This window comes from Bacillus sp. JJ1122 (assembly GCF_036964885.1).
Taxonomy (GTDB): Bacteria; Bacillota; Bacilli; order Bacillales; family Cytobacillaceae; genus Mesobacillus.
Window position 1 is genome coordinate 9,327 of record NZ_JBALQL010000001.1, and the last position, 15,977, is coordinate 25,303.

The window sequence follows — 15,977 nt, forward strand, 5'->3', positions numbered from 1 at the left end:
CGCTTGTCTAGTTTCGCCTCCTAGAAACTCCGAAACTTCAACTCCGCCGGCAGAAGCAAAAAGCGCTTCTTTGTCGGAGTCTCCAGTTTCTGCGTTTCTGGGCAGTCGGCTACACATTTCGGTTTCGGTCCTGCCAATGAAGTCAAAGAACGACTTCACTGTCAGGCCCTTCGACGGACACGATGTCCTAGTGCCGACGTTGCCACAGGACGTGGCGGTTTTAGTCGGCCAGCGCTTGTCGGGGCTGACCAAGGCGCTTGCGCTTTTCGTAGTTAAATTGTTTAAATGAGGTGTTCATTGTGGTGCTGAAATATTTATCCGCACTTATCCTTCCTGGATTAATGGTCGTTTTTTTTACCAGAGTTGCCTATAATCATTTCCTTGCGCTGGTGTTAACCGTTGCCTTGATCGCTGCTTCTGTTTATAAAGGATATACAGATTCTTTTCTGTTGATTGTCGTTGATGCTTTTTCGCTTACGTTAGGCTTTTTTTTGGCAAATCTGATGATGAAACAGAACAAAAAAAGGCAGTGAGTTGCCATGAAATTTTAAAAAGCACCTAGTGAGCCTGTCGAATCTTGTTCGGCAGGCTTTTTCTTTTGGCAAAAGGTCTGATGGATATTCAATCAAACATTTGATTAACGATAATCCGAGCCGCTTCTACATATATCTGCAAAACGTAAAATATATTTTCGAATGTTTGTTCGCTTTTTGTTGGTTTGTTTTACCTGCTTTGTGGTAGAATGAGGATATGACTTTTTGACAGCTTAGGAAAACTGATTATAGATGAAGGCTCTTTTCTAAATGGTTTCTGAATTATGCTAGTAAAAACCCAAAAGCCGATTTTTACTAGTGAAAGCAATGAAATTTACGAAATAAGCCTAAAATGAAATAAACATTACAGGAGGCTTTTCTGTGAAGGATCAATTTGAATTAGTCTCGAAATATTCCCCGCAGGGAGACCAGCCTGCGGCGATTGCAGAGCTGGTACAAGGCATTCGCGAAAATAAGAAACACCAGACACTTCTGGGGGCTACCGGTACAGGCAAGACGTTCACGATTTCAAATGTAATCAAGGAGATCAACAAGCCTACGCTTGTGATCGCCCATAACAAAACGCTGGCAGGACAGCTTTACAGCGAGTTCAAGGAATTTTTCCCGAACAATGCCGTTGAGTACTTTGTCAGCTACTATGATTATTACCAGCCAGAGGCGTACGTGCCTCAGACTGATACATTCATTGAAAAAGATGCCAGCATCAACGATGAAATTGATAAGCTGCGCCACTCTGCGACATCTTCCTTGTTTGAACGAAAAGATGTCATCATCATTGCGAGTGTTTCCTGCATCTATGGCCTCGGTAATCCGGAGGAATACCGGGACATGGTTGTTTCCTTAAGGACGGGAATGGAAATTGAGCGGAATAAGCTTTTGCACCGCCTTGTGGATGTCCAGTATGAACGGAATGATATTGACTTCAAGCGCGGTACTTTCCGGGTACGTGGCGATGTTGTGGAAATTTTCCCGGTATCACGTGATGAGCATTGCATGAGAGTCGAGTTTTTCGGCGACGAAATCGACCGGATTCGTGAAGTAGATGCGCTGACTGGTGAAATAATCGGTGAACGTGATCATGTCGCGATTTTCCCGGCATCCCACTTCGTTACTCGTGAGGAAAAGTTGAGAATCGCCATCGGAAATATTGAAAAAGAATTAGAAGAGCGCCTCAAAGTACTTCGTGCCGAGGAAAAATTGCTTGAAGCACAGAGGCTGGAGCAGCGGACGAGGTATGACCTTGAAATGATGCGGGAAATGGGCTTCTGCTCAGGGATTGAAAACTACTCGCGCCACCTTACTTTAAGGCCGGCTGGTGCAACACCATATACTTTGCTCGACTACTTCCCGGAAGACTTTTTAATTGTGGTAGATGAGTCGCATGTTACATTGCCGCAAATAAGGGGAATGTTTAATGGTGACCAGGCTCGTAAGCAGGTTCTTGTGGATCATGGTTTCCGTCTGCCATCGGCAATGGATAACCGCCCGCTGACGTTCCCTGAGTTTGAGAAACATGTTCATAATGCTGTTTTCGTCTCAGCTACACCTGGCCCATATGAATTGGAACATACACCAGAGATGGTCCAGCAGATCATCCGTCCGACAGGATTGCTTGACCCGACGATTGATGTAAGGCCGATTGAGGGACAGATTGACGACTTGATTGGAGAAATCCATGAAAGAGCAAAACGGAATGAACGGGTACTGATCACTACTTTAACGAAAAAAATGTCTGAGGACCTGACGGATTATCTTAAGGAAATCGGTATAAAAGTGCAATACCTGCATTCAGAGGTTAAGACACTTGAAAGAATTGAAATTATCCGCGAGCTGCGGCTTGGCAAGTATGATGTTCTGATTGGGATCAACCTATTAAGGGAAGGGATTGATATTCCTGAAGTATCGCTTGTGGCAATCCTTGATGCTGATAAGGAAGGTTTCCTTCGTTCCGAAAGGTCACTCATCCAGACGATTGGCCGTGCAGCGAGGAACGAGCACGGACATGTCATCATGTATGCAGATAAGATGACGAACTCAATGGAATTGGCTATCGGCGAAACGAAGCGACGCCGTGCGATCCAGGAAGAGTATAATGCGAAGCATGGCATCACACCGCAAACGATTCAGAAGGAGATCCGCGATGTCATCCGTGCGACGATTGCTGCCGAGGACCAGGAAGAATACAACCCGGCAGAGGGTTTAAAGAAGCTGTCAAAGAAAGATCGCGAACAAGTGATTTTAAATATGGAAAAGGAAATGAAGGAAGCGGCGAAGTCACTCAATTTCGAACGGGCGGCCGAGCTGCGTGACCTCATTCTTGAGTTAAAAGCGGAAGGATGACGATAGCATGGCTATGGATAAATTGATTGTTAAAGGCGCCAGAGCCCATAACTTGAAAAATATAGATGTCACCATTCCGAGAGATAAGCTTGTGGTGCTGACAGGACTTTCCGGTTCAGGGAAGTCCTCTCTGGCTTTCGATACCATCTATGCCGAAGGACAGCGCCGATATGTCGAGTCATTATCGGCTTACGCGCGCCAATTCCTTGGCCAGATGGACAAGCCTGATGTCGATTCGATCGAGGGATTGTCACCTGCGATTTCCATCGACCAGAAAACGACAAGCCGGAATCCGCGTTCCACGGTTGGAACAGTGACGGAAATCTACGATTATTTACGATTATTATTTGCAAGGGTTGGACGCCCAGTCTGCCCGGTGCATAATATTGAAATTTCGTCCCAGACGATTGAGCAGATGGTTGACCGTGTACTCGAATATCCAGAAAGAACAAAGCTGCAAATCCTTGCGCCGCTTGTTTCTGGCCGAAAGGGTACACATGCCAAGGTCCTTGAAGATGTGAAAAAACAAGGCTATGTCCGTGTCCGTGTCGACGGGGAAATGTTTGACCTTGGAGAAGATATTGAGCTTGAGAAGAACAAAAAACATTCCATTGAAGTCGTCATCGACCGTATTGTTGTCAAGGAAGGCATCGCTGCCCGTCTTGCCGACTCCATGGAAGCTGCTCTTAAGCTTGGTGAAGGCAATGTCCTGATCGATGTCATCGGTGAGGAAGAACTGATGTTCAGCGAGAATCATGCCTGCCCAATTTGCGGTTTTTCAATTGGTGAGCTGGAGCCAAGGATGTTCTCCTTCAATAGTCCTTTTGGGGCCTGTCCAGAATGTGATGGACTAGGTGCTAAACTTGAAGTGGATGTTGAACTCGTCGTTCCTAATAAGGACCTGACATTGCGCCAGCATGCAATCGCTCCTTGGGAACCTACCAGCTCGCAATATTACCCATCACTGCTTGAGGCAGTCTGCAATCATTATGGCATCGATATGGATGTTCCAGTAAAAGACCTGCCAGACCACCAGATGGATAAAATCCTTCACGGTTCCGGGAAAGACCGGATTTATTTCCGGTATGAAAATGATTTTGGCCAGATCCGTGAAAATTATATTGTTTTTGAAGGTGTTCTTAAAAATATCGAGCGCCGTTATAAGGAAACAGGCTCGGACTATATCCGTGAACAAATGGAAAAATATATGGGTGAGCACGCCTGCCCAGCGTGTAAAGGCTACAGGCTGAAACGAGAAACACTGGCAGTCCTTGTCGATGGACGCCATATTGGTGAAGTAACCGCATTGTCAGTCGAGGAGGCGCAGCATTTTTTCCAGAGCCTAGAGCTTTCGGAAAAAGAAATGAAGATTGCCAATATGATTTTCCGCGAAATCACGGAACGTCTCGGCTTCCTGATTAATGTCGGGTTGGATTACCTGACGATGAGCCGCTCTGCTGGCACGCTATCAGGGGGTGAGGCGCAGAGAATCAGGCTTGCGACCCAGATTGGATCACGCCTGACTGGCGTCCTCTATATCCTTGACGAGCCATCTATTGGTCTCCATCAGCGAGACAATGACAGGCTGATTGATACGCTGAAAAATATGCGGGACATCGGAAACACGCTGATTGTCGTTGAGCATGACGAGGATACGATGCTTGCAGCTGATTATCTGATTGATATTGGTCCTGGAGCCGGTGTCCATGGCGGGGAAATCATTTCACAGGGTACACCAGAAGAAGTTATGGCCGATCCGAACTCATTGACTGGCCAGTACCTATCAGGAAAAAAATTCATTCCGCTGCCAGTCGAGCGCCGTAAACCGGATGGGCGTTACATCGAAATTAAGAGCGCGAAGGAAAATAACCTCCGAAATGTGAATGTGAAATTCCCGCTTGGAACGTTTATGGCAGTCACAGGCGTATCCGGCTCAGGTAAAAGTACATTGATTAATGAAATCCTTCATAAATCACTTGCGATGAAGCTTCACCGGGCAAAAAGCAAGCCTGGCGAGTTCAAGGAAATCAAAGGTGTCGAGCATCTCGATAAGGTCATCGATATTGACCAGTCACCAATCGGCCGCACACCAAGATCGAACCCGGCCACCTATACAGGTGTATTTGATGATATCCGCGATGTGTTTGCTACAACGAATGAAGCGAAGGTACGCGGCTATAAAAAAGGACGCTTCAGCTTCAATGTAAAAGGCGGACGTTGTGAAGCATGCCGCGGCGACGGCATCATCAAAATAGAAATGCACTTCCTGCCGGATGTCTATGTACCATGTGAAGTCTGTCATGGAAAACGTTACAACCGTGAAACACTGGAAGTAAAGTATAAAGGGAAAAATATTTCCGAAATCCTTGATATGACCGTTGAGGATGCGGTGGAGTTCTTCGCCAACATTCCGAAAATCGCCCGCAAGCTGCAGACGATTTATGATGTCGGCCTGGGATATATCAAGCTTGGCCAGCCCGCGACGACGCTTTCCGGCGGGGAAGCGCAGCGCGTCAAACTGGCATCAGAATTGCACCGCCGTTCAACCGGCCGTTCGCTCTATATCCTTGATGAGCCTACAACCGGCTTGCATGTTGACGACATCTCACGGTTGTTAGTCGTCCTCCAACGACTCGTCGAAAATGGGGACACTGTGCTGGTGATCGAGCACAACCTGGATGTCATCAAGGCTGCCGACTTTATCATCGATCTCGGTCCAGAAGGCGGAGACCGCGGCGGTACCATCATCGCAACCGGAACACCAGAACAGGTCGCAGAAGTTCCAGAATCATATACAGGCAAGTACCTCAAGCCCGTACTCGATCGCGACCGTCTGCGGATGAAGCAGGAGATTGTGGAGAAAGAAAAAAGCACAAGCAATGCTTAATACGGGTAAGACGCTGACTCAATAGGTTGTTGCATACGAGTTTGATCAGATTAGTGGTTCAACGTCCGAGAACAACTAGAAGCGGAAAAAGCCCGTCGAGTTGTTATGAGGAAGAGTCCGAGAACAACTCAAAGCGGAAAAAGACTCTCGAGTACTCATGAGAAGGGTTCCGAGAACAACTCAAAGCGGAAAAAGAGCGTCGAGTTGTCATGAGGAAGAGTCCGAGGAACAATACAAAAAGGGTGTCCCAAAATACTTTTGGGGACACCCTCTTTTTTTCGTTGATATATTTTTTACAGCACGTATTTGAAGAAGTGCCTTATCGAATACGAACGCGCATTACTTCAATTGAATTGGTTCCATTGTCGGTTCTAAAGCCTTGAAACTGTAGTTGTGCTCTTTAAGATACTTCAATAACTCCGGAAGCTGAGCTAATGTTTCTTGTCTTTCATGGAGAAGGATGACAATGGGTTCTTGTTTTTTAGTTTGGCTGCTAATTTGGGAGATCGTGTTATCGACCAACCTATGATCCCGATAATACCAATCCTTGCTGTCGATGTTCCAATCCCACATTTGGTAGCCTTTGTCGTTGACGGCTTTTTTATAAGGGTCTGTCATGTATGGAGCACTTCCGTATGGGGTGCGAATGAAAGATGTGTCGATACCTGTGATTTCTTTAATGGTGTTAAGTGTCTGGTCCATTTCAGCGACGACTGTTTGCGGAGATTGATAGATTTTCGTTTTATCATGGGTTACTCCATGTGCTCCAAGGCTGTGCCCGTCCTGAGCCATTCTTTTTACAGCATCGGGGAAGTTTCTCATATTCCCATCAAGCATAAAGAAGGTAGCTTTAGCGTCATACTCATCAAGCATGTTTAAAATTTGGTCTGAAACCTTATGAGGCCCGTCATCAAATGTTAAATAAACAGTTTTTTGTTCCGTTGTTTGTTCTGCAGGTGCTTTCTGATCAGCGGGAACGAGTGGAGGATTGTTTACTGCCGTATCTGCGTTTTCTGGCTTATTTTCATTCACCTCTGTAAATCTTGGTGACTTTTTTTCTGCTTTTTTTAAAATCTCGATTGTACGGTTTGAAGCTAGTTTAATCTCGCTGGGAGGGTATGGGATTTGAATCTTCAACTTTATGGTTTCACCAGTCATTGGCCTTTTTTCCTGGCTTGCCACAACGGTGGAAGATGTTACTATACCGCCGAATAAACAAATTAATGCACACCACTTTGCAGTCTTCTTTTTTAAGCTTGCCACTTTGCATCCCTCACTGATTGTTCTTAGGTGATTTTCATATAAACAGACGTATGTACTTTAACAAATGTTACAGTAATATTTCTCTATGATTACAGAATAATATGTTAGGAGATGATTTTATATAAGAAAATAGTGGGATTTTTTGTGCTGATTTCGCAAAAATATGACCAATACCGATTGTGATCTGAAGGTTTCAAATAGTATGTGTCGAAATTATTTCTCAAAGGAATGAAACTTCTTGGGCTCTTTAGCGTATTTATTGCTAAGGAGTTGAAAAGGATGGATACAAAACGTATCGTGTCTGCCTTGTGTTATTTTAGCGTTATGTTCGCTGGCATATTGTTTCCCTTGGTTGCATACTTTGCGTCTGAGGACCTTGAGGTTAAGCATCATGCGAAGAAAGCTTTATTATCTCATCTAATCCCGCTGATTCCACTGCCGCTAATCCTGTTATCGATTTATTTTGAAATCACCAGAGGAGCGGGAGAATTTCCAGTCATGATGTTTTCGAGTGCCATGTTAATGGTGGTTTTGAGTTTGATTGTGCTGATTTGGAATTTAGTTAAAGGAATAAAAGTTCTCAATACAAAGAATGATTTTTGAGGAGGAAGCAAAATGAAAGAAGAACGTAAAAGGATTTTGAAGCTTGTTGAAGATGGGAAAATATCAGTAGATGAAGCATTATTTTTAATAGAGGAACTTGAAAAGGGCAGTGCAAAAGCAGAGGCGAATACAACTGCCTTATCAACAGCAGTGAAATTCGAAGAAGCAAAGAAGGAAGACCCTGGTTCCTATAAATTTAACTCGGTAAAAGATAAGGTTCTTGATTTTGTCGATACTGCTTTTAAAAAAATCAAGGATTTTGACCTTGATTTGAACTTTGGACCATCAGTAGATATCACCCATATCTTCCAGCAGGGTGATGCTTATTTGAACCAAGTGGATATTGACATGGCAAATGGTTCAGTCCAAATTGTTCCATGGGTACAAAAGGATGTCCGGATTGAATGCACCGCAAAGGTCTATCGGGTTGATAACCAGGATGAGGCCCGCCGTAAATTTTTGGAGGATGCCGTTTTTGCGATTGAGGGACAGAAGCTCCGCTTTGCTATTCAGCAAAAGTGGATGAAGGTAGATGCTATTGTCCATGTTCCAGCAGAAGAGTATGAAAATATCCGAATCCGCTTGTTTAACGGTTCCATCCAGAGTGAAAACTTAAATGTGAAGGATTGCCGCGCAAAGACTGCGAATGGAAAAGTGATTCTTGAAGGTTTGGAGTGCGGTAAGCTGGAGGCAGAAACTGCCAATGGACATATTGGGATTCACAGAAGTGCCATCAGGGATTTGGAAGCAGAAACGATTAATGGGGCAATCAAAGCAGATGGATACTTTAATCAGGTGGATTTACAGTCATTCAACGGCAACCTGACTTGCACGGTACTCAATCAGGAATGCGAGAGTGTCGAACTCAAGGCGACTACAGGAAGCATCGATGTGTTCCTGCCGGAGAAAACACCGGCAACTGGTGAATTGAAATCAAACCTTGGAGGCTTCAGCATCGAGCTTGATGGAATTCAAGTGATTGAAGAGAAAAGCGATATGGTCCAAAAGACGCTGCGTTTCAAGCCTGCCGATGGCAGCCTGCATGCAGTGAGGCTGTATGCTGATACAAAAACGGGTTCCATTTCTGTGAAAAAAACGACTGGAGTCCATATAGAAAAATAGGAAGGTGTTAGAAATGAAATTATATCGTTCCCGGACGAATAGAATGCTGGCAGGAGTAATCGGAGGATTGAGCGAGTCCTTTGGAATGAATGCAACTCTCCTTAGAATCCTGTTTGCCATTCTTTTATTCAGCACAGGCATAATGCCGATGGTCATATTATACTCAGTGCTTGTATTCGTTCTTTCAAATAAGGAAGGCTATTAAAAATGAGATGGCTGCTCGGTATTGTCATAAATGCCATTCTATTCATGGCTCTTGCTGGTTATTTTGAGAATGAGATTTACTTATCGGGATTCGGTGCAGCTCTCGGAGCCAGCTTTATCCTGTCCATCCTGAATGTATTAGTGAAGCCTATCCTGATAATATTGACGCTGCCGGTAACGGTGCTTTCCCTTGGTTTATTCCTGTTTGTCATTAATGCGATTACGTTAATGCTGACAGACAGCCTGATGGGGACCTCATTCGAGATAGCAGGTTTTGGAATGGCGCTATTGACAGCGATCATCATGTCATTGGCCAACTTGATCATTCAGAATACCGTTCTTAAGGATTCAAAGAACTAACAAAAAGGGAAGGCCGGCCTTCCCTTTTTGTAAATATCCACCTGATATGTGGAGGTAATTTTGAGGCTTAGTCAGAATCGATATATGCGTCGAATCCAGCCTTTCTTAATCTTTCCGCCAGCTCTTTTGCATTCTGCTCGTCGTCAAATGCTCCGGCCTGAACCTTATAGCGTCCACCAGCACTTTTATTGGTTGCTGGAGCAGGAGACTTCGTGGGAGCGAGGGTCGGAGCAGCTTCTGTTATTGGCTGCAGTTTGAATTGATCGACTAAAGCTTTCACAATTGCTTCCGCAACCGTTTTTCGGTATGTTTCTGAACGAAGCAATTTGACTTCTTCGTGGTTTGTCATAAAACCGCATTCAGCAAGTACTGCATCCATTTTAGTTTCTCTGAGAACATGAAAATCAGCCGTTTTTACACCTCGGTTTTCCAATCCTGTAGAGAGTACAAGATTTCGCTGGATTTTTTGGGCAAGCTCATAAGCCAAAGGAGGTCTTGTTGGATATACATAAGTCTCGATACCGCCAGTATTGTTCCACCCGCCGCTGCCATATGCATTGGCATGTATGGAAACAAATATATCCACGTCCAGACGGTTCGCCTTATCCGTCCTCTCCCGCAATGACACATCTTCCTGGTCAGAATGAGAAAAATAAACGGTGACATTTTTATAATTCACCAGCAATTGCCTGGCATAATTGGCCACTGCCCTGCTAAATTCATATTCCCTCATTCCATCAGGACTTCGCTTACCCGGGGTGTTGTAGCCATGCCCAGCATCTAGCATGATCTTCATAACAATCATCACACCTTCCGATAAAAGATTTCCTCAACAGTATATATATGAACAAAGCTGGGAAAAGGACATAGTGAGATCCCCTGTAAGAGCGAATAATAATGTACAAGCCTATTTATTCAGTTCAAAAATATCCTCCAGCCGCTGGGCCATAAATTCATGTGCATCCTGGATCCCCAAATTATAAAACTGAGGTGCCAGCTTATCTGCAAAAAACTCAAGCATCAAGAGTGCAGCCAGATCACCAAGCTCCTCACCCCGTTCATCAAGGAAATAACCCTTAATCTCCTCTATCATCACACGCTTCGCATCATCATCAATCCGAAAATTCTTAAGCATAAATACACAACTCCTTTATTTAAATACATACCCACATTGTAGCCTAATCACAAAAAGATTTCACCGCATCACCGCACTGGGGGTCAGACCCCCAGCAATGTACTGCGTTAAAGCGCCGGGGGTCTGACCCCCGGGGGAGTAATGCGGTGATGGGGTGAAGTGATCTTGGCATTCGACATTGTTCTGGGGGATGGTTCGATTATTTCCGTGGAAATAAGATAGTTATGTATAATGTTTCGACGCTTTTCATCGTTTGTAAGGACAGAAAAGGAGCTGGAACTGATAGGTTGCTAGCCATTTCAGTCCCAGCTCCATTTACGATCATGACCGCTGCATGGTATGAACGAATTTGTAACGGTCTGCGCGATAGGCAGATTTTACGAATTCGAAGGGGGTTCCATCCTTTAAAGTTGAAGTTCGTAGGATCAATAAGATGGGGGATCCCTTTTCGATTTCCAGAAGGCGGAGCTCCTGGTCCTTGGCATTGGAAGCTTCGATTTGCTGGGTGGCTTCATGAATAACAAGGTTCAATTTTTCCTCGATATACTGATAGAGTGATTGATTGATGATGTCCTCCGTCAATCCTTTAACCAGGTTTGCCGGGAGATATGTCGTTTCAAGAGCCATCGGGACATTGTCCGCAAGACGGACTCGTTTGATTTCATAAACAGGGGTGTTTTCGTTCAGCTTCAGGCGGTCGGCAATTTCCCGGCCTGCCGGAATGATCTCAAATGAAATCAGCTTGCTGCCGGGCTTGAATCCGCGTTCACGCATATCCTCGGTGAAACTCGTCAGCCCTTGCAGACGCTGTTCGACCTTCTTTTTGTTAACAAAGGTTCCTCTGCCTTTTTGGCGGTACAAGTATCCGTCATTTACCAAATTGGTCAGTGCCTGCCTGATTGTCATCCTGCTGATTTGGAACATATCAGCATAGACGCGTTCTGACGGAATGGTTTCATCCGGCTGCAGCTCACCGCTGTCTATTTGTGCTTTGATATATTCTTCAAGCTGATGGTAAATTGGTATAGGTGAATTTTTATCGATCATTGGCTATTCTCCTGACTACATACAGAATTTCCTGAAGGGAGAGAACTCCCGTTGTCAGCAATGGGAGTGTGTTAAAGTAATGCTGATGCTTCTTTATCGGCAAAAATAGTTACGTTTGGATGATTCTTTAAAATAGAGGCAGGGAATGATTCACTGACTTCGCCATTCACTAACCGTGCCAGTGCTTCTGCTTTGGAGGCTCCGGATACAAGCAGGAAGATTTCCTTGCTTTCCATAATAGAGGCGATTCCCATTGTGATTGCTTGTGTCGGGACATCTTCAAGCGATTCGAAAAACCTCGAGTTAGCCTTGCGTGTGCTTTCCGCGAGGTTGATAATATGGGTCCTGCTGGTGAAGGAGGTGTCAGGCTCGTTAAAGCCAATATGCCCGTTCTGGCCGATACCAAGTATCTGTAAATCAATGCCGCCATGCCCCTGGATGAACTGTTCGTACCGTTTGCATTCCTCGTCCAGATTCTCTGCAGTGCCATCCGGGATATGCGTATGATCAAGCGGAATGTCGATGTGCTCGAACAAATTCTCACACATGAAATAGTGATAACTGTTAGGGTCCTTTTTAGAAATTCCGATATATTCATCCAGGTTGAATGTATTGACTTGCTTATAGGAAGTCTTATTTTCTTCATGATCTTGAATCAGCTTTTTATAGACACCCGTCGGACTGCTGCCTGTCGCAAGTCCAAGATTCAGCCTTGGGTTTGTGTGGATTTTGGAGATGATTTGTGCCGCAGCCATTTGGCTGAGCTCCTCGTAGGTGCTTGTTTTTATCAATTTCAACATCATCACCTCATTTGAAATGAATTTTTTCTTAGGCATCACGCTTAAAGCTATTCACACCGCGGCAAAAAGCCATCGAAACATCAAGATTCTCATCGAGAACGACTAGGTCAGCATCCTTGCCTTCAGCGATGCTTCCTTTTCTGTCGAATATCTTGAGCTGCTTTGCGGGGTTTTCACTTGCAAGCTTAACCGCTTCTTCTAGGCTGATATGCGAGAATTCCATCATGTTCTTCAATGAATCTTTCATTTTTAAAATGCTTCCAGCAAGAGTGCCGTCAGCTAAAAGAGCCTTTCCGTTTGCCACACTGACTTCCTGGCCACCAAGGTCGTACGTACCGTTCTTGAGGCATTTTGCCCGCATGGAGTCTGTGATCAGGATGACACCGTCAGTGCCCTTTGCCCGCAACGATAAATCGATCATCTCGGGAACGACATGAATGCCATCGGCAATCATCTCTATTTTTAACTCATTAAAAAGTAATGCCGCACCTGCTACTCCGGGATCGCGATGATGCATGCCGCGCATTCCGTTGAAAAGGTGGGTAACATGAGTAGCACCAGCATTGACCGCCTCAGCCATTTGATCGTACGTGGCATCTGAATGGCCAATAGAAGCAATGACACCGTTCTCAGCTAAATAGGTGATAAACTCATAGCCATTTTCTTTTTCCGGAGCAAGTGTCACGAGACGTATATGATTACCAGCTGCTTCCTGCATTTTAGCGAAAAGCTCGACATCTGGAGCGATGATATGATCAGCAGGCTGTGCCCCTTTGCGAGTTTCATTAATAAATGGGCCTTCCAGATGGACACCAATTACTTCGGCTTTTCCAGAATGATTATGATTGCTGATATAATCAGCAGCATTTCTTAAGGCTTTTAGGATTTCATCTTGATCCTGAGTGATAGTCGTCGCCAGTAAGCTGGTTGTCCCTTCTTGGGGCAGAATCGAAGCCATTGTATTCAAAGCCTCAGTCGTAGCATCCATCGTGTCCGCACCGCCGGCTCCGTGGATATGCACGTCAATAAAGCCCGGTACAACCGTACTATTTTCAGGTAACTCTAACACCTCAGCATGGCGATATTCAGCCGGCAGGTCAGAAGACTCTCCAGTTTCAGCAATTTTGCCAGCCTTAATATATATAAATCCCTTATCAATCAATCCTTCTTCTGTTAAAACCCTTGCATTTAAAAGCAATAAATCCTTCATTCTTTATCACTCCTGTAGAGAGCTGACTTTACTGCTTACCTTTATACCCTCTATGCTATCATTATACTAATACAATAGGTCGGTTGTCTATACCAGTTTAATCTAGAAACATTAACTTTTATAATGGTATATACAGGTAAAAAGCGGAGGATTTCTCCGCTCATTGTTTAAGCTTTTGATCTTTTCATTTTTAATTTGTAGATCCATATAAATTTGTGCTCTTGTAGCTATTCCCAGACTTGTAGGATCTATTTTTAAATGCCTTATTGTCCGCTGCCTTTATAATGCTCGCTGATCGCTTCACGGAGGTATCCATCGTGTTTGTCTAGAAGGTTTTTCGCATCGATGCCCTTCAAGCCAGTAATGATTTGCAGGATGGCTGCTTTCGTATGATAGTTTTGTTCCTTGATTGCGGCTCTTGCTTCCTCGTCAGATGCTCCTGTAGCCATTTTGACGATATTCACTGCACGGTTATGGAGTTTTTCATTTGTCATCTGGACATCGACCATTAGATTGCCGTAAACCTTGCCCATTTTAATCATGGCGGCAGTAGATAGCATATTTAAAATGAGCTTCTGTGCAGTTCCAGCTTTCATTCTTGTTGATCCTGTGATGACTTCCGGTCCGACAACTGCTGCAATCGTATAATCAGAGACTTGTTCCATCTCGGAATCCTTGCTGCAAACGACAGAAACCGTTACCGCACCTAGCTGCTTTGCGTATTCGAGTGCGCCGATCGTGTAGGGTGTCCGTCCGCTGGCGGCGATGCCGACAACGACGTCTTTCGCTGAAAGTGAAATCTCTTCCATATCTGTCTGGCCTTGCTGCTTGTCATCCTCGACGCCTTCAATCGCTTCCGTCATGGCTTCTTTTCCGCCAGCAATAATTCCGACTACCATCCCCGGATCAGTGCCGTAGGTAGGAGGACATTCTGATGCATCGATGATTCCGAGACGTCCGGAAGTACCAGCGCCGACATATATCAGCCTGCCGCCTTGTTTGAAGGCAGCAACGATTTTATCAACAACCTCCGAAATATTCGGAACCTGTCTTGCCAGTACATTCGGAACGAGTGTATCTTCCTGGTTAATAACCGTGATAATTTCCTCTGTAGACATGAGGTCTATATTCATTGTTTTTGGATTTTGCTGTTCTGTATTCAGTTTCGTGATATTCATGTTAATCCCTCACAATAAATTGAAATTTTTGTCCCGCTTTGATGTTTGTAAGCAGGGGAAGATCTGATTCAATGACTTTTCCAATGCAATTCACTTTCTCATCGCGAGGCAGGTTATTCAAGGCTATCTGTAACTCGCCTGCATACCGCCCATAAAGCTGATTATCAATCGTGACAGTACCACGTGTTCTTTCAAGCTGATTTTCAGGTGTGACCTGCTTGTCCCCTTGTAAAGCATAGGAGCGTGATTCAACCGCGCGGACTACATCACGTGCAGGGTCCATTCTGTTCGTCAGCGGCTTGCCCAGGTATTCTTTTAGCTGCGGCAAGCTCCCGGCTTCAACTCGAACCGGGATTATCTCCTCTGTGAGGAAAGTGAGCAATTCCAACTGTTCATCTGATGCTGAGTGGTCACCAATAAGAATTTTATCGGTAAAACATGAATATTTCAGCTCTGCAGCGGCAACATGGGGCAATTGCCCACGGTGTTCCTCAAGAGTAGGAAGGCCAGCAAAAATTGGCCCGCGCAAATCCTTGTCACCTGGAACGAAAGCCATTGTCGTGATGCCCATCGAGCGAAACATGATATTTCTTTCGATTAGGAAAGACTTGTCCAGGCCGGTTTCGGGCCTTGGATAAAAATTGTGCCATGCTTCAACGTTTTCAGCCTTTAACCCAGCTTCAATCCATGATAAAAGCTCCTCTTTAGTTACCGTACTCGCATTGATGCCAATTTTCATTTTTTGTGACAGTTCTACGATTTGTTCGGTCGTAAAACCATAATCGGCCCTGATGCCGGCAAGACCCCATTCCAGCAATTTTTCGTACGTGTCCCAGTCAAGCCCCAGAAAGCTAAGTGACCGAGGGGAGACATCGGCCATCAGCTCCATTTGATACTGCTTAGCCAGGGCTCCAAGCTCCTGTAAAAGTTCCTTATAATCAGCAGGGTTATCTTCAGGGATATGGAGGGAGGTGAAAATGGACTTCAACCCATATCCAGCAGCTTTTTCAATCCAAGCTGCATTTTGTTCCATGCGATCTTTGTTTAAATAAACGGATATTCCCAGCAATGAAAACCCTCCAATAAGTTACAGTATTCACAATTTAGTTTTAAAAAAATTCAGGAAAGTAGCCTGATAGAATAGAAGAAAGGAGGAAAGCAACTCTCCTCCTTTTTTCTTTTAACATAAGAATGTATAAAATTCACTTCGAGAAATGTCCAGCTTCAGCGCCTAGCCCCTCGAGTCGCTTCGGTCCGCCCAATGAAGTCAAAAA

The 15,977-nt window shown here is 44.8% G+C and carries 15 protein-coding genes; 7 read left to right on the forward strand and 8 right to left on the reverse strand.

Translation table 11 applies throughout. The annotated features are described in order from the left end of the window. Nucleotides 1-299 precede the first annotated feature (299 nt). The 3 genes from V7201_RS00035 to uvrA all read left to right on the forward strand — a co-directional run bounded on the left by V7201_RS00035 (nucleotide 300) and on the right by uvrA (nucleotide 5,781). Nucleotides 300-533 carry a CsbA family protein gene (locus V7201_RS00035; protein ID WP_335374740.1) on the forward strand — a complete coding sequence of 78 codons (234 nt, stop codon included), beginning with the start codon at nucleotides 300-302 and terminating at the stop codon, nucleotides 531-533. Nucleotides 534-914: 381 nt separating this feature from the next. After that, on the forward strand, nucleotides 915-2,894 hold the full coding sequence (uvrB, locus tag V7201_RS00040; RefSeq protein WP_335374741.1) for an excinuclease ABC subunit UvrB: 1,980 nt from the start codon (nucleotides 915-917) through the stop codon (nucleotides 2,892-2,894). 7 nt (nucleotides 2,895-2,901) lie between these two features. After that, nucleotides 2,902-5,781 (forward strand): excinuclease ABC subunit UvrA, encoded by a 2,880-nt coding sequence (gene uvrA / locus V7201_RS00045; protein WP_335374742.1) that lies wholly within the window; start codon nucleotides 2,902-2,904, stop codon nucleotides 5,779-5,781. Between the two features lie 339 nt (nucleotides 5,782-6,120). Here the strand turns inward: uvrA and V7201_RS00050 are convergent, their stop codons facing one another. After that, nucleotides 6,121-7,044 carry a polysaccharide deacetylase family protein gene (locus V7201_RS00050; RefSeq protein ID WP_335374743.1) on the reverse strand — a complete coding sequence of 308 codons (924 nt, stop codon included), beginning with the start codon at nucleotides 7,042-7,044 and terminating at the stop codon, nucleotides 6,121-6,123. 279 nt (nucleotides 7,045-7,323) lie between these two features. On the opposite strand from V7201_RS00050, the gene V7201_RS00055 reads away from it, so the two are divergent. From V7201_RS00055 to V7201_RS00070, 4 genes are read left to right on the forward strand one after another with little or no spacing between them, the layout of a single operon-like run. Continuing rightward, entirely contained in the window at nucleotides 7,324-7,647 is a 324-nt protein-coding gene (locus tag V7201_RS00055; protein ID WP_335374744.1) for a DUF4870 domain-containing protein, read from the forward strand. A 12-nt stretch (nucleotides 7,648-7,659) separates the two neighbouring features. Continuing rightward, nucleotides 7,660-8,769, forward strand: a complete 1,110-nt coding sequence (locus tag V7201_RS00060; RefSeq protein ID WP_335374745.1) for a DUF4097 family beta strand repeat-containing protein — start codon at nucleotides 7,660-7,662, stop codon at nucleotides 8,767-8,769. A 13-nt stretch (nucleotides 8,770-8,782) separates the two neighbouring features. After that, nucleotides 8,783-8,974: a PspC domain-containing protein gene (locus V7201_RS00065; protein WP_335374746.1), complete on the forward strand. Its 192-nt coding sequence runs from the start codon at nucleotides 8,783-8,785 to the stop codon at nucleotides 8,972-8,974. A 2-nt stretch (nucleotides 8,975-8,976) separates the two neighbouring features. Beyond that, complete coding sequence (locus tag V7201_RS00070) at nucleotides 8,977-9,333, forward strand: phage holin family protein (protein WP_335374747.1); 357 nt, start codon at nucleotides 8,977-8,979, stop codon at nucleotides 9,331-9,333. A gap of 67 nt (nucleotides 9,334-9,400) precedes the next feature. Here V7201_RS00070 and V7201_RS00075 read toward each other — a convergent pair whose 3' ends face one another. The 7 genes from V7201_RS00075 to V7201_RS00105 form a co-directional block, all read right to left on the reverse strand. After that, nucleotides 9,401-10,129, reverse strand: coding sequence for an N-acetylmuramoyl-L-alanine amidase (locus V7201_RS00075; RefSeq protein ID WP_335374748.1), 729 nt, complete (start codon nucleotides 10,127-10,129; stop codon nucleotides 9,401-9,403). A gap of 111 nt (nucleotides 10,130-10,240) precedes the next feature. Further along, nucleotides 10,241-10,468 carry a DUF2164 domain-containing protein gene (locus tag V7201_RS00080; protein ID WP_335374749.1) on the reverse strand — a complete coding sequence of 76 codons (228 nt, stop codon included), beginning with the start codon at nucleotides 10,466-10,468 and terminating at the stop codon, nucleotides 10,241-10,243. A gap of 321 nt (nucleotides 10,469-10,789) precedes the next feature. Beyond that, nucleotides 10,790-11,515: a GntR family transcriptional regulator gene (locus V7201_RS00085; RefSeq protein WP_335374750.1), complete on the reverse strand. Its 726-nt coding sequence runs from the start codon at nucleotides 11,513-11,515 to the stop codon at nucleotides 10,790-10,792. 71 nt (nucleotides 11,516-11,586) lie between these two features. Then, on the reverse strand, nucleotides 11,587-12,315 hold the full coding sequence (nagB, locus tag V7201_RS00090; protein WP_438825000.1) for a glucosamine-6-phosphate deaminase: 729 nt from the start codon (nucleotides 12,313-12,315) through the stop codon (nucleotides 11,587-11,589). 28 nt (nucleotides 12,316-12,343) lie between these two features. Next, nucleotides 12,344-13,525, reverse strand: a complete 1,182-nt coding sequence (gene nagA, locus V7201_RS00095; RefSeq protein ID WP_335374751.1) for an N-acetylglucosamine-6-phosphate deacetylase — start codon at nucleotides 13,523-13,525, stop codon at nucleotides 12,344-12,346. A gap of 263 nt (nucleotides 13,526-13,788) precedes the next feature. Continuing rightward, entirely contained in the window at nucleotides 13,789-14,703 is a 915-nt protein-coding gene (murQ, locus tag V7201_RS00100) for an N-acetylmuramic acid 6-phosphate etherase (RefSeq protein WP_335374752.1), read from the reverse strand. Nucleotide 14,704: 1 nt separating this feature from the next. Continuing rightward, nucleotides 14,705-15,772, reverse strand: a complete 1,068-nt coding sequence (locus V7201_RS00105; RefSeq protein WP_335374753.1) for a DUF871 domain-containing protein — start codon at nucleotides 15,770-15,772, stop codon at nucleotides 14,705-14,707. Between the last annotated feature and the right edge of the window lie 205 nt (nucleotides 15,773-15,977).

Coding starts and splice junctions, on each gene's coding strand:
- uvrA (WP_335374742.1), top strand. CDS start 2,902: ATGGCTATGGATAAATTGATTGTTAAAGGCGCCAGAGCCCATAACTTG.
- V7201_RS00055 (WP_335374744.1), top strand. CDS start 7,324: ATGGATACAAAACGTATCGTGTCTGCCTTGTGTTATTTTAGCGTTATG.
- V7201_RS00060 (WP_335374745.1), top strand. CDS start 7,660: ATGAAAGAAGAACGTAAAAGGATTTTGAAGCTTGTTGAAGATGGGAAA.
- V7201_RS00065 (WP_335374746.1), top strand. CDS start 8,783: ATGAAATTATATCGTTCCCGGACGAATAGAATGCTGGCAGGAGTAATC.
- V7201_RS00070 (WP_335374747.1), top strand. CDS start 8,977: ATGAGATGGCTGCTCGGTATTGTCATAAATGCCATTCTATTCATGGCT.
- V7201_RS00075 (WP_335374748.1), bottom strand. CDS start 10,129: ATGAAGATCATGCTAGATGCTGGGCATGGCTACAACACCCCGGGTAAG.
- V7201_RS00080 (WP_335374749.1), bottom strand. CDS start 10,468: ATGCTTAAGAATTTTCGGATTGATGATGATGCGAAGCGTGTGATGATA.
- V7201_RS00085 (WP_335374750.1), bottom strand. CDS start 11,515: ATGATCGATAAAAATTCACCTATACCAATTTACCATCAGCTTGAAGAA.
- nagB (WP_438825000.1), bottom strand. CDS start 12,315: ATGTTGAAATTGATAAAAACAAGCACCTACGAGGAGCTCAGCCAAATG.
- nagA (WP_335374751.1), bottom strand. CDS start 13,525: ATGAAGGATTTATTGCTTTTAAATGCAAGGGTTTTAACAGAAGAAGGA.
- murQ (WP_335374752.1), bottom strand. CDS start 14,703: ATGAATATCACGAAACTGAATACAGAACAGCAAAATCCAAAAACAATG.